The sequence below is a fragment of the Flavobacterium sp. J49 genome (assembly GCF_011742145.1).
GTDB lineage: Bacteria > Bacteroidota > Bacteroidia > Flavobacteriales > Flavobacteriaceae > Flavobacterium.
The window spans coordinates 1-22,751 of record NZ_JAAQQU010000099.1 but is presented as its reverse complement, the minus strand read 5'-3'; the positions used below and the strand labels follow the sequence as shown (position 1 = coordinate 22,751).

The 22,751-nt window shown below is 38.1% G+C and carries 19 protein-coding genes and 3 tRNA genes; 14 read left to right on the top strand and 8 right to left on the bottom strand.

Annotation, left to right across the window (positions count from 1 at the left end; translation table 11 throughout):
- Positions 1–47: 47 nt before the first annotated feature.
- A complete protein-coding gene (locus HA632_RS04325) occupies positions 48–1,511 on the bottom strand; it encodes an aminoacyl-histidine dipeptidase (RefSeq protein ID WP_176305984.1) in 1,464 nt (487 codons plus the stop codon).
- Between the two features lie 225 nt (positions 1,512–1,736).
- Here HA632_RS04325 and HA632_RS04320 point away from each other — a divergent pair, with 225 nt between their 5' ends.
- Positions 1,737–2,792 carry a DUF3810 domain-containing protein gene (locus tag HA632_RS04320; protein WP_176305983.1) on the top strand — a complete coding sequence of 352 codons (1,056 nt, stop codon included), beginning with the start codon at positions 1,737–1,739 and terminating at the stop codon, positions 2,790–2,792.
- Between the two features lie 169 nt (positions 2,793–2,961).
- Here the strand turns inward: HA632_RS04320 and HA632_RS04315 are convergent.
- The 3 genes from HA632_RS04315 to HA632_RS04305 form a co-directional block, all read right to left on the bottom strand.
- Positions 2,962–3,035: transfer RNA gene (locus HA632_RS04315), tRNA-Arg, on the bottom strand.
- Between the two features lie 27 nt (positions 3,036–3,062).
- Positions 3,063–3,137: transfer RNA gene (locus tag HA632_RS04310), tRNA-Pro, on the bottom strand.
- A gap of 4 nt (positions 3,138–3,141) precedes the next feature.
- Positions 3,142–3,225 (bottom strand) — tRNA-Ser (locus tag HA632_RS04305).
- A 318-nt stretch (positions 3,226–3,543) separates the two neighbouring features.
- Between HA632_RS04305 and HA632_RS04300 the strand changes: the two genes are divergently transcribed.
- From HA632_RS04300 to HA632_RS04275, 6 genes are all read left to right on the top strand, one after another.
- Positions 3,544–4,722, top strand: a complete 1,179-nt coding sequence (locus HA632_RS04300; protein WP_176305982.1) for an acetyl-CoA C-acyltransferase — start codon at positions 3,544–3,546, stop codon at positions 4,720–4,722.
- A 78-nt stretch (positions 4,723–4,800) separates the two neighbouring features.
- Positions 4,801–5,562, top strand: a complete 762-nt coding sequence (locus tag HA632_RS04295) for a C40 family peptidase (protein ID WP_176305981.1) — start codon at positions 4,801–4,803, stop codon at positions 5,560–5,562.
- Between the two features lie 57 nt (positions 5,563–5,619).
- A complete protein-coding gene (locus HA632_RS04290; RefSeq protein WP_176305980.1) occupies positions 5,620–7,005 on the top strand; it encodes an alpha-amylase family glycosyl hydrolase in 1,386 nt (461 codons plus the stop codon).
- Between the two features lie 130 nt (positions 7,006–7,135).
- Entirely contained in the window at positions 7,136–7,915 is a 780-nt protein-coding gene (locus HA632_RS04285; RefSeq protein WP_176305979.1) for an ABC transporter permease, read from the top strand.
- Positions 7,908–8,657 carry an ABC transporter ATP-binding protein gene (locus HA632_RS04280; protein ID WP_176305978.1) on the top strand — a complete coding sequence of 250 codons (750 nt, stop codon included), beginning with the start codon at positions 7,908–7,910 and terminating at the stop codon, positions 8,655–8,657. The genes HA632_RS04285 and HA632_RS04280 overlap by 8 nt, the downstream gene beginning before the upstream one ends.
- Before the next feature lie 8 nt (positions 8,658–8,665).
- Positions 8,666–9,646: an MlaD family protein gene (locus HA632_RS04275; protein ID WP_176305977.1), complete on the top strand. Its 981-nt coding sequence runs from the start codon at positions 8,666–8,668 to the stop codon at positions 9,644–9,646.
- A gap of 67 nt (positions 9,647–9,713) precedes the next feature.
- Here HA632_RS04275 and HA632_RS04270 read toward each other — a convergent pair whose 3' ends face one another.
- Positions 9,714–10,328 carry a porin family protein gene (locus HA632_RS04270; RefSeq protein ID WP_176305976.1) on the bottom strand — a complete coding sequence of 205 codons (615 nt, stop codon included), beginning with the start codon at positions 10,326–10,328 and terminating at the stop codon, positions 9,714–9,716.
- A gap of 54 nt (positions 10,329–10,382) precedes the next feature.
- Complete coding sequence (locus tag HA632_RS04265; RefSeq protein ID WP_176305975.1) at positions 10,383–11,504, bottom strand: cysteine desulfurase family protein; 1,122 nt, start codon at positions 11,502–11,504, stop codon at positions 10,383–10,385.
- Between the two features lie 91 nt (positions 11,505–11,595).
- On the opposite strand from HA632_RS04265, the gene HA632_RS04260 reads away from it, so the two are divergent.
- From HA632_RS04260 to HA632_RS04240, 5 genes are all read left to right on the top strand, one after another.
- Positions 11,596–12,567 (top strand): hypothetical protein, encoded by a 972-nt coding sequence (locus HA632_RS04260; RefSeq protein ID WP_176305974.1) that lies wholly within the window; start codon positions 11,596–11,598, stop codon positions 12,565–12,567.
- A 59-nt stretch (positions 12,568–12,626) separates the two neighbouring features.
- Positions 12,627–14,213, top strand: coding sequence for a bacillithiol biosynthesis cysteine-adding enzyme BshC (gene bshC, locus HA632_RS04255; RefSeq protein ID WP_176305973.1), 1,587 nt, complete (start codon positions 12,627–12,629; stop codon positions 14,211–14,213).
- A 66-nt stretch (positions 14,214–14,279) separates the two neighbouring features.
- Positions 14,280–14,699 (top strand): nucleoside-diphosphate kinase, encoded by a 420-nt coding sequence (locus tag HA632_RS04250; RefSeq protein WP_176305972.1) that lies wholly within the window; start codon positions 14,280–14,282, stop codon positions 14,697–14,699.
- Positions 14,700–14,848: 149 nt separating this feature from the next.
- A complete protein-coding gene (locus HA632_RS04245; RefSeq protein ID WP_176305971.1) occupies positions 14,849–15,937 on the top strand; it encodes a PAS domain-containing sensor histidine kinase in 1,089 nt (362 codons plus the stop codon).
- Between the two features lie 42 nt (positions 15,938–15,979).
- The gene (locus HA632_RS04240) at positions 15,980–16,330 is read left to right on the top strand and encodes a DUF2200 domain-containing protein (RefSeq protein WP_176305970.1); all 351 of its coding nucleotides are present in this window, start codon (positions 15,980–15,982) and stop codon (positions 16,328–16,330) included.
- A gap of 84 nt (positions 16,331–16,414) precedes the next feature.
- Here the strand turns inward: HA632_RS04240 and HA632_RS04235 are convergent, their stop codons facing one another.
- A complete protein-coding gene (locus HA632_RS04235) occupies positions 16,415–19,042 on the bottom strand; it encodes a valine--tRNA ligase (RefSeq protein ID WP_176305969.1) in 2,628 nt (875 codons plus the stop codon).
- A gap of 280 nt (positions 19,043–19,322) precedes the next feature.
- Between HA632_RS04235 and HA632_RS04230 the strand changes: the two genes are divergently transcribed.
- Positions 19,323–19,757: a DUF1573 domain-containing protein gene (locus HA632_RS04230; RefSeq protein ID WP_176305968.1), complete on the top strand. Its 435-nt coding sequence runs from the start codon at positions 19,323–19,325 to the stop codon at positions 19,755–19,757.
- A gap of 29 nt (positions 19,758–19,786) precedes the next feature.
- Here the strand turns inward: HA632_RS04230 and HA632_RS04225 are convergent, their stop codons facing one another.
- A complete protein-coding gene (locus HA632_RS04225) occupies positions 19,787–21,121 on the bottom strand; it encodes an aspartyl protease family protein (protein ID WP_176305967.1) in 1,335 nt (444 codons plus the stop codon).
- 129 nt (positions 21,122–21,250) lie between these two features.
- Here HA632_RS04225 and HA632_RS04220 point away from each other — a divergent pair, with 129 nt between their 5' ends.
- On the top strand, positions 21,251–22,444 hold the full coding sequence (locus HA632_RS04220) for a pyridoxal phosphate-dependent aminotransferase (protein WP_176305966.1): 1,194 nt from the start codon (positions 21,251–21,253) through the stop codon (positions 22,442–22,444).
- The last annotated feature ends 307 nt before the right edge of the window (positions 22,445–22,751 follow it).

Below are 22,751 nucleotides of genomic sequence, written 5' to 3'. Positions count from 1 at the left end.
CTATGGCTAAACGAGGTTTCTATTTTCTATTTTCTATATTCTATACTCTATTTTTTCTCTGGTATATTCGCCAAAATCTCCAAGAAAAACTTCCAAAACTTCTGTGAAGATTTAATCGAAGCTCTTTCATCAGGACTGTGAGCACCGTGAATCGTAGGCCCAAAAGAAATCATATCCATACCCGGATAATTGGTTCCTAAAATACCACATTCTAATCCGGCGTGACAAGCCACTACATTGGGTTTGCTGCCATTTTGCTTTTCGTAAATATTAACCAAAACGTCTAAGATTTCAGAATTAACATTCGGAGTCCAGCCCGGATAACTGCCTGAGAATTCAACTTCACAACCAAACAATTCATACGCCGAACGCAGCGCATTGGCCAAATCCATTTTAGAAGTCTCTACAGAGGAACGTGTCAAGTTCTGAATTGAAATTTGACCTTCTTTTACAATCACACGAGCGATATTATTAGAGGTTTCCACTAAATCAGCCATGTCAGCACTCATACGGTAAACACCATTGTGCGCGGCATAAATCGAACGCAACAAACCTTCTTGAACACCCAAATCCATCACTTTAGAAGGCAAATCGCTTTTTACGATTTCAATCTCAAGTTTGGGTTCCATGGTTTTGAATTCGGTTTTAATATCGTTGATGATTTCTTGCATGTCAAATACAAACGCTTCGTCATACATACCGGCCACGATTACTTTGGCCACACTTTCACGAGGAATCGCATTGCGCAAACTTCCACCACTGATTTCGGCAATTTGAAGTCCAAAATTTTCGAAACCGTCAAATAACAAACGGTTCATGATTTTATTGGCATTTCCTAAACCTTTATGGATATCCATTCCCGAATGCCCACCATTCAAACCTTTTACGGTAATGGTGTAACCTACCGAACCTTCAGGCGTTTCTTCTTCAGTATAGCTTCTGGTAGCTGTAACGTCAATTCCACCGGCACAGCCGATATCAATTTCATCGTCTTCTTCGGTATCTAAATTCAACAAAATTTCTCCTTTTAAAATACCGCCTTTTAAATTCAAAGCGCCGGTCATTCCGGTTTCTTCGTCAATCGTGAAAAGTGCGTCAATCGCAGGATGCGGAATGTCTTTGCTCTCCAAAACCGCCATGATAGCCGCAACACCTAAACCGTTGTCAGCGCCAAGCGTCGTTCCTTTAGCACGAACCCAATCACCATCCACATACATGTCGATGCCTTGGGTCAAAAAATCAAAAACGGTGTCGTTATTTTTTTGGTGAACCATATCCAAATGCCCTTGTAAGACAATGGTTTTACGGCTTTCCATGCCCGGAGTAGCCGGTTTGCGGATGATTACGTTTCGGATGTCATCTTCAAAAGTTTCCAATCCCAAACTGTTTCCAAAGTTTTTCATGAATTCAATCACGCGTTCCTCTTTTTTGGACGGACGAGGCACCGCATTTAAATCGGCAAACTTGTTCCAAAGTGCTTTGGGTTCAAGGTTTCTAATTTCTTGGCTCATTTATTTAGTTTGTTAGTTTCAAAGTAGCAAAGTTACAAAGTTGCGTCGTCAGTTCGAGTGATTTTCGACAGAAAATTGACACGAGGCTTTTAGCCGAACTGAGCAAAGCTAATCAAGAACATTTCATCTTCAAAACTATTCTCGATACATTTTTTATTACATAAAAAACACTCGAATTGACGATTGTGCAAATTGTGATTATATTTACATTTTTAAAAATTGACTTTGAAACGCAAACATATACTTCCTTTATTTTTAGTAATTCAGATACTCTTTCTGAAAATCCTCGCCTTTTTTCCGGAAACGGTAGAACATTTTTACAGTAATGGATTGTACGTTTTGATTTCGCGTTTTTCCAGAACGATGTTGGGCAAAATTCCTTTTTCAGTAGGCGATATTATTTACGGAATTACCATTATCTATTGTATTTACTGGTTTTACAAGAATCGAAAACTGAATTGGAAAGACAAGATTTGGGCTTCTTTAAGTTTTGTTTCGGTAATGTATTTTATCTTTCACTTTCTTTGGGCTTTCAACTATTACCGTGTACCGCTTTTCGAAAAAATGAGTATCAAAAGAGAATACACTGAAAAAGAATTGGTCGCTTTTACGGAAAAACTGATTATCAAAACCAACGAAGTACAATTGGCCATAACCAAAGACAGCACTAAAAAAGTGGTCAATCCGTATTCGCAAGACAGTGTCTTTAAATTAACACAAAATGGTTATGATCATTTGGCCAAACAGTATCCTGTTTTCAAATATGAAACCCCAAGCAAAAAGAAATCCTTGATGAGTTTACCACTGACTTATATGGGGTTTGGTGGCTATTTGAATCCGTTTACCAATGAAGCACAAGTCAATGACAAGTTACCGATGTATGGTTTCCCAAATGTCGTTTGTCACGAAATGGCACACCAAATAGGCTTTGGTAGCGAAAGCGAATGTAATTTTATAGGATTTATGGCTGGTGTTAAAAATGAGGATTTGTATTTTCAATATTCCGCTTTGACAAGTGCTTTACGCTATTGTATGTCGAATATAGGAATGAAAAATGAAAAAGAATTCAACCGTTTAAAAGTCAAAATCAATCCGGGAATTTTGGAAAATTACAAAGAAAGCGAAACCTTTTGGAAGCAATATGACACCATAATTGACAAAGCTTTTCACGCTTTTTATGACCAATATTTGAAGTCGAATCAACAAGAAGATGGCATTGACAGTTATAGTAAGTTTGTGGATTTGCTCATCAATTACTATAAAGACAAGGAAATAAAATAACAAAGCATAATGGAATAAAAAAACCACTGATTTCTCAGTGGTTTATCTTTTAATCACACAAGGATTTTTGCTGCGCAACATCCTTCAAAGCTCCGCTTTGATAATTTCTTAAAAACAAAAAAATGATCAAGTAAACTTGTCATTTTTTCTGTTTGAATGAATTCATTTGTGATCCCAGAAGGATTCGAACCTTCGACCTACTGCTTAGAAGGCAGTTGCTCTATCCAGCTGAGCTATGGAACCATGCTAAAAAAAATGTCTTGAAAATTGTCGGGGTGGCAGGATTCGAACCTGCGACCTCCTGGTCCCAAACCAGGCGCGATAACCGGGCTACGCTACACCCCGAGAGCGGAGAGACAGGGACTCGAACCCTGGCGACGGTTACCCGTCGACAGATTAGCAATCTGCTCCGTTACCACTCCGGCACCTCTCCTAAATTTTCAATTTTGTTTAAGAACATTTTCTTTAAGCGGTTGCAAATGTAATTTATCATTCTATAATTTACAACTATTTCATTTCTTTTTTTAAATTTTAATTAAAACCGCTTCTCTTTCAATCAAGTAGAAAATAAGATTTCTTTATTTATTCTCAAATCAACATTTATTATGACACAAATTCATTAATTTTCCAAGAAAAGATTAGTTTTGCAATACATTTGATATTAAGAGGAGAATGTCCTGTGGACATTCGGCAAAACAGACTTAACATTAATGCCGAAGCAAAAAACAAACAACAAAACAAGCATATTATCATGAGTAAAAAAGTAGTTATCGTATCAGCTGTCAGAACCCCTATCGGAAGTTTTATGGGGAGTTTATCGACTGTTACTGCGACACAATTAGGCGCCGTTGCCATCAAAGGGGCGCTAAATAAAATCAATTTAGATCCCAACTTAGTAGACGAAGTTTTAATGGGTAATGTAGTCCAGGCAGGCGTTGGGCAGGCTCCGGCTACTCAAGCGGCCATTTTTGCCGGTTTACCGAATACTGTTCCAACAACAACCGTCAATAAAGTATGTGCCTCGGGTATGAAAGCCGTGATGCAAGGCGCACAAGCCATCATGAGCGGTGACGCCGAAATCGTAGTGGCAGGTGGTATGGAAAACATGAGTTTGATTCCACATTATGTTCATTTGAGAAACGGTGTGAAGTTTGGTCCAACCACTATGGTTGATGGTATGCAAAAAGATGGTTTGACCGATGCTTACGATGGAAACGCCATGGGTGTTTGTGCCGATTTGTGTGCTTCAGAATATAAAATTTCCAGAGAAGAACAAGATGCCTTTGCGATTCAATCTTATGAGCGTTCGGCTAAAGCTTGGTCTGAAGGAAAATTTGACAATGAAGTAGTTCCGGTTGAAATTCCGCAACGCCGTGGCGAACCGATTATTTTCTCTAAAGATGAAGAATACACCAATGTAAAATTGGACAAAATCCCTACGTTAAATGCCGTATTTACTAAAGACGGAACTGTAACCGCTGCCAATGCTTCAACCATCAATGACGGAGCAGCTGCTTTAGTTTTAATGAGTGAAGAAAAAGCTCAGGCTCTAGGTCTAAAACCTTTGGCTTACATCAAATCATACGCCGATGCAGCACAAGAACCAAAATGGTTCACCACTACTCCGGCAAAAGCATTGCCTATCGCTTTAAACAAAGCCGGTTTGTCAATAGCAGATGTTGATTATTTCGAATTCAACGAAGCATTTTCTGTTGTTGGTTTGGCGAACGCCAAAATCTTAGGATTAGACAATAACAAAGTAAATGTTAACGGTGGTGCCGTTTCGTTAGGCCATCCTCTGGGATGTTCAGGAGCAAGAATCATTGTAACTTTGATTAACGTTTTGGAACAAAATAATGCTAAGATTGGTGCTGCAGCTATCTGTAATGGTGGTGGTGGTGCTTCTGCCATAGTAATAGAAAGAATTTAAAATAATTACGAATTACGAATTATGAATTACGGTTTGATTAATTCATAATTCGTAATTAATAATTCATAATTGATTTAGATGTTTGCCATTTGTAACCTTGCCATAATTCCTCTACGAGCCGAACCCAGTGATCGAAGCGAAATCGTTTCTCAAGTCTTGTTTGGTGAGCATTTTGAAGTTTTGGAAAGTCAAAACCAGTGGGCCAAAATCAAATTGCAATACGACGATTATGAAGGTTGGGTTGATTCCAAGCAATACCAAATCATCTCCGAAAAGAACTTCAAAGATTTATCCAAAGACGCAATCATTCTAAATTCTGATTTAGTGGAATATGTAACCAATGCCAAAAACATGCTCTTACCTATTCCGTTAGGCGCTTCACTTTCTTTTTTGAATCACAATGACATCAACATTGAAGGTTTTGAATTTGAAGGCATGCGAACCAGTGGCATAAAAGCAAAATCAGATTTGATTGCCACAGCTTATATGTATTTGAATGCCCCATACCTTTGGGGTGGCAAAACACCTTTTGGAATTGACTGCTCCGGTTTTACCCAAATGGTTTACAAATTAAATGGTTATCATCTATTGCGAGATGCGTCACAACAATCTGCTCAGGGCGATGCCTTGAGTTTTATTGAAGAAAGTGAACCCGGTGATTTGGCTTTTTTTGACAACGATGAAGGCAAAATTATCCATGTTGGCATCATGATGGAAAACAACTACATCATCCACGCCAGCGGCAAAGTCAGAATTGACAGACTCGACCATTTGGGGATTTACAATGCAGATCAAAACCGTCATACCCATCGACTGAGAGTCATCAAGAAAATAATTTAAACCGAGACAACTGTTTCGGTTTTTTTATCTAAATTAGTTTTTTTTAATTCCTTAACAATGAAATCCATCAGCAAAATTTTATTTTTAGCTTTAGGCTTACTTTCGGTAAGCTGTATGAAAGAAAAAAACGGTGAAACCAGTGATTCACGCTACCAACCCAAAGAATTCGTTGAAGTTAAACATCCTGAGTGGAGCAAAAATGCAACGATTTATGAAGCCAACATTCGACAGTTTACACCCGAAGGCACTTTCAAAGCTTTTGAAGCGCATTTGCCCAGAATAAAAGCCATGGGCATTGACATTATTTGGCTGATGCCGATTCATCCGATTGGTGTTGAAAAACGAAAAGGAACTTTAGGCAGCGAATATTCGGTAAAAGATTATTACGGTGTTAATCCTGAGTTTGGGACAAAAGAAGATTTCAAACATTTGGTAGACAAAATCCACAGCATGGGCATGCATATTATCATTGACTGGGTGGCCAATCACTCTTCTTGGGACAACCAATTGGTCAAAGACCATCCGGACTGGTATACTAAAACAGAAGAAGGCAATTTCCAACCAACACCTTGGTACGATTGGGATGACGTAATCGACTTTGATTATGATAAACCCGAACTTCGAAAATACATGACCGAAGCTTTAGTATATTGGGTAAAAGATTTTGATATTGATGGCTACCGTTGTGATACTGCCGGATTTATTCCAACTGATTTTTGGGATAATGCTCGAGCCGAAATGGATGCGGTAAAACCTGTTTTTATGCTGGGTGAATGGGAATCTCGTGATTTGCATAAAAAAGCTTTCGACATGACTTATTCATGGACCCTATTCGATAAAATGGTCGCCGTAACCCGCGATAAGAAAAGCATAGCCGGTTTGGTGGAATACATGGCGCATGACGTGAGCACTTTTCCGCGTGATGGATACAGAATGCTTTTTACCGATAACCATGATATGAATTCTTGGAATAATAATATGGAATATAATTTTGGTGACGGATTAGAGGCTTCTATCGTTTTAACCGGAACCATCAACGGAATGCCGCTAGTCTATGGTGGACAAGAAGCTGGTTTGAATCGTTCGCTCAAGTTTTTCGATAAAGACTTGATTGATTGGAGCAAAATGCCTTATGAAGGATTGTTCAAAAAACTCTTTGCCCTAAAACATCGCAACCCAGCTTTGTGGAACGGTAATGAAGGCGGTGTAATGGTTCGCCTGTATAACGACAAGATGGAACAAGTGATTTCATTTTCTCGAACCAAAGACAAAAACAGGGTAATTCCGATTATCAACTATAGCGATAAACCGGTAACCGTAAAACTAAATTCCAAATATCTGAAAGGTGATTATACCGAAGTGTTTTCAGGCAAGAAAACAGCACTCAAAGGAGATGATATCCTAACGCTAAAACCTTGGGAGTATGCAGTTTTGGAAAAATAACACCATTGGTTCAATTGTACCGAGAATCCACTTTATTTATATTGATAGAGTGGATTTTTTGTTGACAAAAAGTAGTTATTCTCAGCATAATTTTCTAAATTTGATAAGGATTTTTGCTTAATTTCAATCTATGAACAACAATTCCAAAGTTGTAGCATCATTTAAGAACTTTTTAATTGAAATTGGCGAACTCTCCTATTTCACCGCTCGTTTTTTTAAAGAACTTTTCAATCCTCCTTTCGAACTCAAAGAATTTTTGCGCCAATGTTACAATATGGGTAATCGCTCTTTGTTGCTGGTAAGTGTAACCGGTTTTATCATCGGTTTGGTTTTTACATTGCAATCGCGGCCCACTCTAGAAGAATTCGGAGCTGTTTCTTGGATGCCGTCAATGGTCAGCATTTCTATCATAAGAGAAATAGGCCCAATCATTACAGCTTTGATTTGTGCCGGAAGAATCGGTTCGGGTATTGGAGCCGAATTGGGTTCGATGCGCGTTACCGAACAAATCGACGCTATGGAAGTATCGGGAACCAATCCTTTTAAATATTTAGTCGTAACCCGAATTCTGGCAACCACAATGATGCTGCCAATATTAGTGTTCTTTGGAGATACCATTGCCATTTTTGGTTCGGCCATGGTAGAAAACATAAAAGGCAATGTCTCTTTCCTACTTTACTTTAATCAGGTCTTTGACAGCTTACAATTCAGCGATTTGATTCCAACCACATTTAAAACTTTTTTCTTTGGTTTTGCCATAGGATTAGTTGGTTGCTACAAAGGGTACAATTGCAAAAAAGGAACTGCCGGTGTAGGATTGGCAGCCAATTCTGCAGTTGTTTACACCTCGATGTTGTTGTTTATTATAGATTTTATAGCTGTATTTGTCACTAATATTTTTTATGGTTAGCCCAATGGATAAAAAACCCATCATAGAAATCAAAAACCTGAGAAAAAGCTTTGGTGACAACCATGTCTTAGAAGGTTTTAACATGGAATTATACGAAGGCGAAAATTTGGTCATCATGGGCAAATCGGGTTCCGGAAAATCGGTGATGATTAAATGTCTTATTGGTTTGGAAGAACCCGACAGCGGAACGATTACCGTAATGGGCAAAAACATCAACCAACTCGAACATTGGGAATTGGATGAGTTGCGTACCGAAATCGGTTTCTTGTTCCAAGGCAGCGCATTGTATGATTCGATGTCGGTGAGAGAGAATTTAGAATTTCCGCTGCGAAGGCATACCAAGAAGTTCGGAATAATCGAAGACACTACGCCTTTAGTAATGGAAGCTTTGGAGAATGTGGGTTTGGCTCACGCCATAGATTTAATGCCCAGTGAATTGTCAGGCGGAATGAAACGCAGAATTGCTTTGGCACGAACCTTAATTCTGCAACCGAAAATAATTTTGTATGATGAACCCACCACCGGTCTGGATCCGATTACATCCAAAGAAATTATACTATTGATGATGTCCATTCAAAAGAAATACAACACTTCTTCCATCATTATCACTCACGATGTGGATTGTGCAAGAGTTATTGCCAATAGAATGATTTTACTCATCGATAATATCAATTATGCCGAAGGAACTTTTGAAAAACTTTCGGCTTCAGAAGACCCAAAAATTAAAGCCTTTTTTAAGTAAATTAGCATATGGAAAAAACAGACACACAAAAAATTCGCTTGGGGTTATTCGTCATCATCGGACTAACCTTTTTTGTTTTGGCGATTTATTTTATCGGCAACAAACAACAGATGTTTGGTAAAACCGAACACCTGAAAGCTGTTTTTAACAATGTCGGTGGACTGCAATTGGGAAATAACGTTCGGTTCTCAGGAATCAATGTTGGAACCGTTAGAGGTATTGAAATTGTAAACGATTCTACCATCAGTGTTAACATGCAAATTGACAAAGCCATTTTTCCACACATTAAAAAAGATGCCGTGGCCACTATTGGTTCGGACGGTTTAGTGGGAAGTGTAATCATTAATATCATTCCCGGAAAAGGCAATATGCCTCCTGTAAGACCCGGAGATGCCATTCAATCACAAAACCGGGTACGGACAGACGATATGCTGACCACTTTGAATGTAACCAATCAAAATGCGGCCCAACTCACAATAGATTTACTCAAAATCACTAATGAAATTAATCAAGGCAAAGGCACCATCGGGGTTTTACTTCGGGATACTGTGATGGCCAAAGATTTAAAAGCAACCATCCACAACCTCAGAGTTACCAGTGAAAGAACCAATCAAACCATGGACAATTTGAACAAACAAATTGCCGCTTTAGATAACAAAGACAATGTAATCGGAGTTTTAAAAGATACGGTTGTTGGCAATAAAATCAGAAAAACAGTGACCAATCTTGATGCTTCAAGTCAGGAAATCAATAAAGTTGTCAGCAATCTTAATGCTACGATTTTAAACATCAAAGAAGGAAAAGGTGCCATAAACTATTTATCAAACGATCCGAAACTGGTAAAGAAAATCGATTCGACTATGACCAATATCAACGAAGCCAGTAAAAAACTCAACGAAAATTTGGAAGCCTTAAAAAGCAACTTTTTGTTCAGAGGCTATTTCAAAAAGCAGGAAAAAGCCAAAAAGAAAGCCGAAGCTAAAAAATAAGTCGTGTGATCAACATAAAAAAATCTGCACTATGGCAGATTTTTTTATTCATTGTAAACTGAAATGATTACTTCATTAAAAAATTGAGACCGATATTAAAACTTGTACGGCTATTGGTCACTGCAGAATAATTATTTTGCTTGAAAATATCGGTTAAACCACCTTGACCGTCAAGTTCAAAAAACAGCTTTAACTTGTTTGAAACCGGTATCTTAACTCCAATCCCCAAGGCAAAACCAAAATCATTTTCATTGAAAGCCTCCGTAATATCTTCTCCATATCTGGTTTCCTCTGCATTGAGCAGAAAACCAAAGTAAGGTCCGAAATGCAAATACCAATTCCTATTGTTTCCAAAATGCCAACTGGCCATTACCGGCAAAGTGACATAATTTAAATTAAAATCGGTAGTAAAAGAGCCAAACTCGTCTTCAATAAAGCCATTATCCCATCCTTTTTGATCATAAATTAATTTTCCTTTGATGCTCCAAGCATTTGAAAAATAATAGTCAATTGAACCGGCAAAATTGTATCCAATACCGGCATCCGAAGCAGTATGCGCGTCAGAAACAGAATAACTGTTATAACCTACATTAAAGCCAAACTCGACATCTCCTTTTTTTTGAGCCGAAAGAGATAACGATAATCCCAATAAAGCAATCGCTGATAATACAATATTTTTCATAAGCTGGTGTTTTGTCAATCAAAAATACGCTTTTTTTAAAAATTATAAAGCAATTTAGATTTCTTTTAAAACTTTAACTAAATAGTCAATTTCTTCTTTGGTATTGTAATGGCTGAATGAAATACGTAAACTCGGTTTAGTCAAATCTTCCTCCGAAAGCATTTCTGCTAAAACATGCGAAGGCTTGATACTTCCGCTTTGGCAAGCACTTCCACGAGAAACAGCGATGCCTTTCATATCGAGATTAAACAAAATCATAGTGGTTTTTTCAGGAGAAAAAGGCAATACTACATTCAGTATGTTGTAAAAAGTATTCGCTCCGTTTTGTTTTACTGTTGGAAAAGCCATTTGCAATTGTTGCAAACAATAAGCTTTCAAATCAGCTATATAGTTTCTTTCTGTTTCCAAATAATCATAAGACAACTGCAAAGCCTTGGCCATCCCGGCAATTTGATGTACCGATTCGGTTCCGGCGCGCCAACCTTTTTCTTGTTCACCACCAAACAACATAGGCTGTAAAACCAAATTTTTCCGAACAAATGCCAATCCAATTCCTTTTGGACCATGGAATTTGTGCGCACTCGCTACTAAGAAATCTATGGGCAATTGTTGTAAATCCAATTCCGTTTTGCCAACAGATTGCACAGTATCACAATGGAACAATGCTTTGTTTTGGTGACACAACACTCCTATTTTGGCAATATCGTGAATGACTCCGGTTTCGTTATTGACATGCATCAAAGAGACCAAGGTCTTGGTTTCCTCCGAGAGCAATTCGGCCAACTGTGCATAATCTAAACTACCATCATGGAGCACTTTTACAAAATCAACGGCTATCCCGAACTCTTCTTGTAAAGCTTGTACCGTATATAAAGTGGCATGATGTTCAACCTTGGAAGTAATGATTCTTTTGACGTCGAAATCTTTAACAGAACTCCTCAAAATCCAATTGGTCGCTTCAGTAGCGCTTGAGGTAAAAATGATTTCCTGGGCGTTGCAATGCAAATACTTAGCTATGGTTTTACGCGAAGTTTCTATAACAGCTTTGGCACTTCTGCCGATGCTGTGGGTAGAGGAAGGATTACCAAAATCAGATTGCATCACGCTCACCATTTCATCAATAACTTCCTGACGAATGGGCGTTGTAGCGGCATTATCGAGATATACTTTTTGCATAATGCAAATATAAAACGAGTATCCTAATTAAATGATAAAAGATAAATTTAATAGTATAAAAAACTTATTTTTGCTAAAAATCTCTATACCAATGAAACGAATTTTAGGGTTATTAGCCGTAGCTTTATTTATCAATGCCTGTGATGATGGTGATTTAACCGTTGACACTATTGACTTTGCCGATGTATCGATTCAAAAATGTCCTCAAAAAGACATTCTATATAAAATAAGCGACAACAAAATGTTAATCTTAGCCATTCCGGCAACGACATTTGTGAATGACGAAACCCCTGATAACGATCCCATTGAAGTGCAAATCAGCGGGAATATCGAAGTAGTTTACAGACAATATAACGGAACACCCACTGATGATAACATTTGTGATGTAGTAACCGCAGCAACGCCCAATTTGTCAGAGGAATGGAACGCTACTTCGGGCACGATTTTAATCACTTCCACCGCTATAAAAACCGTAAATTCAACTACCGGGATAACCCAAATTACAGGTTACAGACATTACATCGTTTTTGAAGACATTGTCTTTTTAAAACCAGACGGTACAACCCAAACCTATGCCGGAAACTCTTTTGTATTTGGAAATTATAATGCTACCCAAAGTCCGTTAGCCTTCGGATTTAACGAAGAAGCCGCCAAAAGCACTTGTGCCGGTGACAACCGAATATTTAATTTTAACAGTAGCGAAGCTTTTGTATTAGACTTAGCCGATTTTGGTACGCTATTTCAAAATGAAGTTACAACTACACCCAGAACGGCTTTGATTAGCTCAACCAATAAAGTGGTCTATAAATTATTCTCCGGAACAATTAATAATGATTATTTCTGTACTATTCCGGCACCGGTTACGCCAACATTAAACCAAGAATGGACCGCCAATTATGGTGATGCCACTGCAGGAACCGGAATTATTGAAGTCAGCACAACCACTTCTACACCGGGCTTTTTTCTGCATACCATCCGTTTGAAGAAGGTGACTATGACCAAAGGAAACAGCGATTTTTATTTGGGTAACGACTATTTATACGGAACGATAATCACGCCTTAATTGAAAGTTAAAAACCCTTTTAGTGGTTTCAATTTTCTTATTTTTACAAAAAAACAAACATGCCAAACGACTGTATCAGCTATCAAAAATCGGGGTATTTCTCTAAATTAATCGTTGATTATTTAGATGAAAAACCAGAACTGAAAGCCTTGTACAATCGATTCCCGAAGTTGGAAAACTTCAAGCCTCAAATAGAAGAAAAGGCGAAAAACTTCACTGGCAACAGACAAACTTTGGTAAGCGCTTTAGAAAATCAATACCGAGGGTTTGAGATTTCCGAAACTACTAAAACCAACATTTCGCTCTTATCCGACAATAAAACCTTTACCATTACAACCGGTCATCAATTGAATTTGTTTACCGGACCACTGTATTTTTTGTATAAAATCATTTCAGTAATTAATCTTTGTCAAGAATTAAAGCAAGCATATCCTGACTATAATTTTGTCCCAATCTATTGGATGGCAACTGAAGACCACGATTTTGAAGAAATCAATTATTTTCATTTCAAAAACGTGAAAATACAATGGGACAGAGAAAGTTTCGGACCAGTAGGACGTTTGTCGACAGCAGGTTTAGAGGAAGTTTATGAAGTTTTTGCTCAAGACTTGGGATTAGGAGACAACGCCAATTATTTGAAATCATTGTTTGATAACAGCTACTTGAAATATTCGAATTTGGCCGATGCAACAAGATTTTTAGCCAACGAATTGTTTGGCCAAAAAGGTTTGGTAATCCTTGACGGAGATGATGTTGCGCTAAAGCAATTGTTTACTTCTTATGCTAAAGAGGAATTACTTCACCAAACATCATTTCAAAATGTCACTAAGACTAATGAACTGTTGCGTGACTATACCATTCAAGTAAATCCAAGAGAAATTAATCTTTTTTATATAGAGGATAACCTCCGCGAACGCCTCGTTTTTGAAGATAATCAATTCAAAGTCAATAACACTAATTTGGTCTTTTCAGAAAGCGAAATCCTGACGCTTTTAGAGAGTAATCCGGAAAAATTCAGTCCGAATGTAATCCTTCGACCACTTTACCAAGAAGTCATTTTGCCTAATCTGTGCTACATTGGCGGTGGCGGCGAGATTGCTTATTGGTTACAATTAAAGGCTAATTTCGAAGCAAATCAAGTTACATTTCCGATACTTTTAGTGCGTAATTCTGTAGTTTTGGCAACCGAAAAGCAACTGCAAAAAGCAGACAAACTAAACCTTTCGTGGTCCGATTTATTTTCAAATCAGCAAGATTTATTCAACAAAAAAACACAAGAGTTCTCGCAATTCAATCTTGATTTTACGGAACAGAAAGAACATTTGAAAAAGCAGTTTGCCACTTTACATCAAATGGCGTCACAAACCGACAAATCTTTTGGCAATGCCGTAAAAGCGCAAGAAGTCAAACAACTAAAAGGGTTAGAAAACCTTGAAAAACGTTTGCTCAAAGCAGAGAAAAAAAATCACGCAGAAAAATTAGAACGTATTCTTCAATTGCAAAACGAATTGTTTCCCAACCAGTCACTACAGGAAAGAAGAAACAACTTCTCTGAATTTTATCTTGACTTTGGAAATGATTTAATTCAAAAATTATTGAATGAATTAAAGCCTTTGGAACAAACCTTCACAATTTCAATTTTATAATTGTACTTTACTTGCAAATAGGTTAAAAAACACTACTTTTGCACCCAAATTAAAAAAACAAACAAAATGGCAACGAATAGAACATTTACTATGATTAAGCCTGATGCTGTGGAAAACGGACACATCGGTGGAATATTAAATATGATTACTGAAGGTGGTTTCAGAATTGTATCTTTGAAATTAACACAATTGACTGTAGCTGACGCTCAAAAATTCTATGCAATTCACTCGGCTCGTCCTTTCTTTGGCGAATTAGTAGAATTCATGACTCGTGGTCCAATCGTTGCAGCTATCTTAGAAAAAGACAACGCAGTAGAAGATTTCAGAACTTTAATCGGCGCGACTAATCCTGCTGATGCTGCTGAAGGGACTATCCGTAAAAAATATGCTACTTCAATCGGAGAAAACGCCGTTCACGGTTCTGACTCTGACGAAAATGCAGCAATCGAAAGTGCTTTTCACTTTGCCGGTAGAGAGCAGTTTTAATTTAACGCTTAGTTTTCTGTGATTAGTTCTCAGCTTAATCACTATTTTACAATACAATCCCGTTTCGTTTGAGACGGGATTTTTTTTATGCAATGAGGAAATTGGTAAAAACATTTGGCTATATTTACGGTCCTGAATCTCTTAACAAAATGAATGATTATCAAACCCTGACGGATCATTATCGGCCCGAAATTTTTTTTGATATTTCTGCGGATCTATTTTTCATAGCCGGATATGACGGTTATTTCAAAAAAGTGAATCCTGCTGTTTGCAAACTTTTAGGTTATACCGAATCGGAATTATTGTCGCGACCTATCAACGAATTTATATATCCCGAAGACCTTGAAAAAACCATCCAAAGCAGAGAACTGGTGAAAAGCGGAAAACCGCTGCTTCACTTTGAAAACCGCTATATAACCAAAAGCGGTGAGATTGTTTGGTTGGCTTGGACTTCTATGCCACACATAAATCACGAACTTGTTTATGCCATTGCCAAGGATGTAACCTACCGTAAAAAAATAGAAGTAGAACGCAACAATTTGCTTGCTAACATCAAGAAAATCAACCAGGATTTAAAAAAAATCACCTATACCGCTTCACATGATTTGCGTTCTCCGGTAAACAATTTGTTGTCGGTATTTGAATTGTTGGATGTCACCAAAATTCAAGACCAAGAAACCATCGAGTTTATCGATATGCTTAAAACGACCACTAAAAATTTGAAGACAACGCTCAACAGTTATGTAGATAACATTAGTCATCACGACCAGTTGAACATTAAAGTTGAAAACTTGTCTTTAGAAAATGTGGTCCGCTCTGTGCTCCATTCAATACAGTCACAAATCAAAGAGTCTAACATAAAAATTGAACTTGATTTTGAGGCCTTTGACAAGGTCCTTTTCAACAGGGTTTATTTGGAAAGTATTTTTATTAACCTTATCACCAACGCTATTAAGTATAGCCAACTTGGAGTACCTCAGATAATTACCATTAAAACCCAATTCCAAAATGGTGTGGCCCAACTGGTTGTGGCCGATAACGGTTGCGGTTTTGATATCGACAAAGTAAAAGACAAGATTTTCGGGCTCAATCAAAAGTTTCACCAGCACATTGACAGTCACGGCATAGGACTTTACTTGGTTTATAATCATGTGACCGATATGGGTGGCCAAATTGACGTGACCAGCGAAATAGGAAAAGGTACAACATTCACCATCAGCTTCAAAAGTAATTCCTAAAAACCGGCAACGATAAGCCGGTTAAATCACAATACAACCGCTATGGATAAAAACAGAATCTATAAAATGTCATTTGCCGGAGTCTATCCGCATTATGTGAACAAAGCCACCAGAAAAGGCCGTACACAAGCAGAACTCGATACCATTATCTGTTGGCTAACGGGTTATGATACCGCTACTTTAGAACGACAAATTGACCTTAAAGTAGACTTTGAGACTTTTTTTTCTCAAGCGCCACAAATCAATCCGAATGTATCAAAAATCACAGGTGTAATTTGTGGCTACCGTGTGGAAGACATAGAGGATGACTTGATACAAAAAATTCGCTACCTCGATAAACTGGTCGATGAATTAGCCAAAGGCAAAGCTTTAGACAAAATTTTAAGAATCTAGTTTCGCCATACGATTTGCTTGTGTAACATCATGTCGCTTGGTTTGCCTATTATTATAAAAGTCCCGATTTCTCGGGACTTTTTATTATTTCAAACTTGCTAAACTCTGCTCTATCGTGGCAATCTTTGCCAAAGCATCGGCTTCTTTCTTGCGTTCGTTATCTATGACCTGTGCCGGTGCACCGGAAACAAATTTTTCGTTGGCCAGTTTACCTTGTACACTGCGTAAGAAACCTTGAGTGTATTTCAACTCTTCGGTGAGCTTAGCAATTTCGGCCGCAATGTCGATATTTCCGGAAACGGGAATAAAGTATTCGTTTGATTTTACACGGTAAGTTAGTGCGCCATCAATTTTATCGGTGATGTATTCTAAACTAGTGATATTTCCTAATTTGGTAATCACGCTGTCAAAATAAGTGGACGCCTTTTCATTATTCACCACTTTCAAATCAACGGCCTCTTTCATCGCGATGTTTTTGTCTTTGCGAATGGTTCTCACACCGGCAATTACTTCGGCTGCAAAATCAAAATCGGCTATCAATTTTTCGTTAAACGAAGTTACTTTAGGATATTCCGCAATGATTAACGCTTGTTCCGGAGTTCTTTCGGCGATGTATTGCCAAATTTCCTCTGTTAAGAACGGCATAAATGGATGCAATAATTTCAAGTTGGCTTCCAACATTTCAATCGCTTTGTCAAAGGTCGTGCGGTCAATTGGTTGTTGGTAGGCCGGTTTTATCATTTCTAAGAACCACGAACAGAAATCATCCCAAACCAATTTGTAAATGCTCATCAAAGCATCGGATAAACGGTATTTTTCAAAATGGTCTTCGATTTCTACCAGCGTTTGTTGCAATTTGGCTTCATACCATTCTATCGCTACTTTAGAACTTTCCGGCTGTGCAATATCGACTACTTCCCAACCTTTGATGAGTCGGAAAGCGTTCCAAATTTTGTTACCGAAAGCTTTACCGTTGTTGCACAATTCTTCATCAAACATAATATCGTTTCCGGCAGAAGCGCTCAACAATAAACCAACTCTAACGCCATCGGCACCAAATTTTTCAATCAGTTCCAAAGGCTCGGGCGAATTCCCCAATGATTTCGACATTTTACGACGTTGTTTGTCGCGAACCAAACCTGTCAAATAAACATTGGTGAATGGTTTTTGTCCGGTATATTCATAACCGGCGATAATCATACGCGCAACCCAAAAAAACAAAATATCCGGTCCTGTAACTAAATCATTGGTAGGATAATAGTATTTAAAGTCTTCATTTTCCGGTTCCATAATACCCCCAAAAACAGCCATTGGCCATAACCAAGAAGAGAACCAAGTGTCGAGAGCATCGGCGTCTTGGGTTAAGTTGTCGGTTGTCAGTTGTGGTTTTTTGGTCTTTTCCTGCGCTAGTTTTAACGCCTCTTCAATATTCTCAGCAACAACAAAATCTTCTTTTCCGTCACCATAATAGTAAGCCGGAATTTGTTGTCCCCACCAAAGTTGGCGTGAGATATTCCAATCGCGGATGTTTTCTAACCAATGACGATACGTATTGTTAAAGCGCGCCGGATAAAGTTTTATTTCTTCGGTTTCTAAAACGGCTTTGATGGCGGGTTTTACCAAATCTTCCATGCGCAAGAACCATTGGTCAGACAAACGCGGCTCGATTACGGCTTTGGTTCTTTCTGAGGTTCCTACTTTATTGAGGTGGTTTTCGGTTTTGGCTAGCGAACCGATTTTTTCTAATTCTAAAGCGATTTCATCACGAACAACAAAACGGTCTTTGCCTTGGTAATGCAAACCATAAGAATTCAACGTTGCATCTTCATTAAAAATATCGATGATTTCTAAGTGGTGTTTTTCACCTAATGTCTTATCGTTGATATCGTGTGCCGGAGTTACTTTTAAACAGCCGGTTCCGAATTCCATATCTACATACTCATCAAAAATGATTGGGATTACTCGGTTGCAAATTGGTACAATCGCTTTCTTTCCTTTCAAATGGGCATAACGTTCATCATCCGGATGGATACAGATGGCAGTATCACCTAAAATCGTTTCAGGACGTGTAGTCGCTATGGTTACAAACTCGTTTGAACCTTCGATAGCGTATTTTAAATGGTATAATTTTCCTTGCCTTTCTTCGTAGATTACTTCTTCGTCAGACAACGTAGTTTTGGCCTCCGGATCCCAGTTGACCATACGGTAACCGCGGTAAATTTGGCCTTTGTTGTATAAATCTACGAAAGAACGAATTACAGACGCCGACATGTCAGGATCCATGGTGAATTTGGTTCTGTCCCAATCGCAAGAACAACCTAATTGTTTTAATTGTTCTAAAATTGTTCCACCGTATTTTTCTGTCCAATCCCAAGCATGTTTTAGGAATTCTTCACGGGTTAAATCGTTTTTGTTGATGCCTTCGCTTTTCAACTTTGCCACCACTTTTGCTTCCGTTGCAATCGACGCGTGATCTGTTCCGGGAACCCAACAAGCATTGAATCCTTTTAAACGCGCACGACGAATCAATACATCTTGAATCGTGTTGTTCAACATGTGTCCCATGTGCAATACACCGGTCACGTTTGGTGGTGGAATTGTTATGGTATAAGGCGTTCTATGGTCGGGTTTGGAATGAAAATAGTTGTTTTTCATCCAGTAGTCGTACCACTTTTTTTCTACGGCGGAGGCATTGAATTGAGCTGGAATCATATATGAATAATTCGTTGATTTGTTAATTTGGTTATTTGTTTACAAATATGCAATACGAAACTCTTTTAGCCCCGATTATAGAGGCTACCGTGTAGCCCGGAAAGCGGGAAAATGGATGGCTGATAGTCACTGACCATTCGCTCCAAAACTATGTGGCACGCATTTTGCAAACTGAACTGCAAAAGTAATTAATAAAGACTTTAGAAAAAATTAAGAATTAAATTTTTGTGTATTAATTTAAACGGAGTATTTTTACTAACCAAATATTAAATTTTGACCTATGAAGAAATATTTACTTATCGCGGCAATCCTTGTAAATGCAGTGGTTTTTGCCCAAGTCGGTCCAAAAATTGAATTTAAGGATAAAGACAATACCATAGATTATGGTAAGGTTACTAAGGAAGAAGACAGTGGCATTAGGGTTTTTGAGTTCACCAATACGGGAACTGCTCCGCTGATCATAACAAATGTACAATCGAGTTGTGGTTGTACGGTGCCGTCAAAACCAACAGAGCCAATTGCTCCGGGAAAAACCGGAAAGATTGAAGTGAAATACAATATGAATCCTGGTCCTATCAGAAAAACCATCACGGTAGAAACTAATGCCGTCAATGCAGAAGATGGTCGAGTGGTTCTAAAAATAAAAGGAGAAGTAATCGTTAAACCCGTTGAAAACCTCTTAGAAAAGAAGACTAAAAGTCCGATGATGCAATAAAAAAAGCCCCGAAATTTCGGGGCTTTTTTTTATAAGATACTTTTGAGTTGGAATTTATAAGTAAGAATTACGCCTTTGCGTTCTACTTCTATTACTATGGTTCTACCTTCCTCTGATTTAAGGAGTTCGTTTATATTTTCAATGGTTAAATAATGGGTGTTTCTACCGTTAATACTGATAATACGGTCGTCTTTTTTGACTCCGGCCTGTGCTGCAGTTGATCCTTCCCGCACATTGAATATTCTGAAAACCGGCTTTAATTCAAACTTGATTTTCAGATTGTCTTGCACATGTCCATCGCTGCCTTGCGTGGCTTTGAAAACGGCAGCTGTACTGCTACGGTCTTGATAGGTTTGGGTTACCCATTCCAACCCGTCGTGCTGGACTTCAAGTCCACTCATGTTAAAGTTGAAAGGATTTCCAATTTTAGCGCCGGGTTTAGAGTACAGACAATTGTTTTGGTAATCAAAAAACACCGAGAATCTCGAGAGCACTTCGCCTCCCAAAGAGCCTACCCTATTCTCCACAAAATTGACACTTCGTAAAGAAGTTGAATCCGGAAAAGTACCGATAGGATTTTTAAAGGTCTTATTGCCAAAAGAAAAATTATCGATTCTGGCTCTTTGTCCGTAAACATTACCGCTAAAACCTCTTCCTAAAAAACATTGTATGGATTTAGCCGGTAGTTTTATATCCTCGGCTTCACTCAAAAACAGCCAAATAGCATCACTATTACCAGTGTCTATGAGCATTTTGCAAGGGCGTGATTGTTCTGCAGTAACTACTTTGGTGACATAATAGGGTTTATTATTCTCAATAGTAATCGATTCTTTGTGGTAGGACTTGGCCATTCGCTTTCGTATTTTTTGATTGGATTCATTGTAAACGATGACTTTTTTTCTATCATAATCAATTTCGACCAAGTGGTTTTTAAAAAAATGATAGCCAATAATACCGTTCACCGGTATGCCGACTTGGGAAGAAAAATTAAATTCTTGATCGAGAACCAAATAAATTTCATGCTCTAAATCAATAAACCCTTTGGCGTCCAATTTATTCTTCGAAGATTTATAAGCAGCCACAGCCTCATTGCTGCCCAAACCTTTCAGCATTATCTTTTCCATATTAAAGAAACTGACTTGTTCTTTATCATCCAAGCTAAAAAGGACGGTTTCTTCAACTCCGGTATCCAATAAAAAAGTCAAGGTTTCTCCATTAACTTCGATGGGAATAAAAATCAAATTATTGATAAGTTGGAAAGGAATAACTGTTTTTTTTTGATTCTTTTCAAATTGGAAACCCGACTGACAAAAACAAGACACAACAGTGGCGAAAGACAGTATTAAAGTGAAAAAGAATCGCATCAAGTATGATTTTTTATAAATTTAGTAAAAATAGGCTGTCAAAAAATATTTTTTAACAATTTTTAATCCAAAGAATGAATTGCTTTCAAACTAAAAAAATCGCAAATTTGCACCACTAAATTCAACAACATGCCTAAGATATCATTGAAAGGTCAGCAAATGCCTGAATCACCTATTAGAAAATTGGTTCCGTATTCTGAAATTGCTAAAAAGAAAGGACACAAAGTATACCATTTAAATATTGGTCAACCCGATATCAAAACTCCGGATGTGGCGCTGAATGCTGTAAAAAATGCAGACATCAGCGTGTTAGAATACAGTCATTCGGCCGGATTTGAAAGCTATAGAACCAAGTTATCGGCTTACTACAAATCACACGGTTTACCTATTGATGTGGCCGATATTATCATTACAACCGGTGGTTCTGAAGCTCTGCTTTTTGCCATGGGAAGTACAATGGATTCAGGTGATGAAATCATTATACCTGAACCTTTTTACGCCAACTACAATGGGTTTTCAACGGCTTCAGGGGTAAAAGTTGTTCCGGTAATCTCTACTATAGATGAAGGATTTGCCTTGCCTCCGATTACAGCTTTTGAAAAATTGATTACCCCAAAAACCAAAGCCATTTTAATTTGCAATCCGGGAAATCCAACCGGATATTTGTATTCCAAAGAAGAAATCATGCAGTTGGCTGAAATCGTAAAAAAACACGATTTATTCCTTATTGCCGATGAAGTTTACAGAGAGTTTATCTATGATGAAAACGACAAACACTTCTCGGTAATGAACGTTCCCGGTTTAGAAGAGCATGCCATTATGATTGACTCTGTTTCGAAAAGATACAGCATGTGCGGCGCAAGAATTGGTTGTATTGTTTCCAAAAATAAGGAAGTAATGGCAACAGCTATGAAGTTTGCTCAAGCCCGTTTAAGCCCGCCTACTTATGCACAAATTGCCAGCGAAGCCGCTTTAGAAACGCCACAAAGTTATTTTGACGATGTGATTTCCGAATACAAAGACCGTAGAGATACCTTAATTGCCGAGTTGCAAAAAATTGAAGGTGTAAAAGTAGCCACGCCAAAAGGTGCTTTCTATTGCATCGCTCAATTACCGGTAAAAAATGCCGATGATTTTGCCCAATGGCTTTTAGAATCTTACGACAACAATGGTGAAACCGTTATGGTCGCTCCTGCGGCTGGTTTCTATTCTACACCTAATGTTGGTTTAGACGAAGTGAGAATCGCTTACGTCCTTAAAAAAGATGATTTGATTCGCTCTGTGGCCATCCTAAAAGAAGCTTTAAAAGTGTATAACCAATAATAATAGTTCACTTTTCTCAATACTAAAACGCTTCAATTGATTGAGGCGTTTTTTATTTTCAGGAGCAGACCTATTGTGTTTTTTTCACTTCTGCTCCCGCTTTCCGCTCTACGCGGTGCCGCTGCAATCGGGGCTAACGACACCCTTTGATTTTCTATCACAACAAAAAAGCCACTCGTTTGAGTGGCTTTTTTGATAAGTGTATTTTCTTTTATCGTTTCAACGAGAAGTGTGCTTTAAATTGCTTCATTGTTCCTTGCTCAGGGAAATCTACCGTAAACCAATAGTCTGTTGAAGGTAATGGTTT

Excerpts from the sequence above, each read along its gene's own strand:
- HA632_RS04270 (WP_176305976.1), bottom strand. The coding sequence starts at position 10,328 with ATGAAAAATATTGTATTATCAGCGATTGCTTTATTGGGATTATCGTTA.
- HA632_RS04220 (WP_176305966.1), top strand. The coding sequence starts at position 21,251 with ATGCCTAAGATATCATTGAAAGGTCAGCAAATGCCTGAATCACCTATT.
- HA632_RS04225 (WP_176305967.1), bottom strand. The coding sequence starts at position 21,121 with ATGCGATTCTTTTTCACTTTAATACTGTCTTTCGCCACTGTTGTGTCT.
- HA632_RS04235 (WP_176305969.1), bottom strand. The coding sequence starts at position 19,042 with ATGATTCCAGCTCAATTCAATGCCTCCGCCGTAGAAAAAAAGTGGTAC.
- HA632_RS04245 (WP_176305971.1), top strand. The coding sequence starts at position 14,849 with ATGAATGATTATCAAACCCTGACGGATCATTATCGGCCCGAAATTTTT.
- HA632_RS04285 (WP_176305979.1), top strand. The coding sequence starts at position 7,136 with ATGAACAACAATTCCAAAGTTGTAGCATCATTTAAGAACTTTTTAATT.
- HA632_RS04295 (WP_176305981.1), top strand. The coding sequence starts at position 4,801 with ATGTTTGCCATTTGTAACCTTGCCATAATTCCTCTACGAGCCGAACCC.
- HA632_RS04275 (WP_176305977.1), top strand. The coding sequence starts at position 8,666 with ATGGAAAAAACAGACACACAAAAAATTCGCTTGGGGTTATTCGTCATC.
- HA632_RS04290 (WP_176305980.1), top strand. The coding sequence starts at position 5,620 with ATGAAATCCATCAGCAAAATTTTATTTTTAGCTTTAGGCTTACTTTCG.
- HA632_RS04240 (WP_176305970.1), top strand. The coding sequence starts at position 15,980 with ATGGATAAAAACAGAATCTATAAAATGTCATTTGCCGGAGTCTATCCG.
- HA632_RS04300 (WP_176305982.1), top strand. The coding sequence starts at position 3,544 with ATGAGTAAAAAAGTAGTTATCGTATCAGCTGTCAGAACCCCTATCGGA.
- HA632_RS04230 (WP_176305968.1), top strand. The coding sequence starts at position 19,323 with ATGAAGAAATATTTACTTATCGCGGCAATCCTTGTAAATGCAGTGGTT.
- bshC (WP_176305973.1), top strand. The coding sequence starts at position 12,627 with ATGCCAAACGACTGTATCAGCTATCAAAAATCGGGGTATTTCTCTAAA.
- HA632_RS04280 (WP_176305978.1), top strand. The coding sequence starts at position 7,908 with ATGGTTAGCCCAATGGATAAAAAACCCATCATAGAAATCAAAAACCTG.
- HA632_RS04260 (WP_176305974.1), top strand. The coding sequence starts at position 11,596 with ATGAAACGAATTTTAGGGTTATTAGCCGTAGCTTTATTTATCAATGCC.
- HA632_RS04265 (WP_176305975.1), bottom strand. The coding sequence starts at position 11,504 with ATGCAAAAAGTATATCTCGATAATGCCGCTACAACGCCCATTCGTCAG.
- HA632_RS04325 (WP_176305984.1), bottom strand. The coding sequence starts at position 1,511 with ATGAGCCAAGAAATTAGAAACCTTGAACCCAAAGCACTTTGGAACAAG.
- HA632_RS04250 (WP_176305972.1), top strand. The coding sequence starts at position 14,280 with ATGGCAACGAATAGAACATTTACTATGATTAAGCCTGATGCTGTGGAA.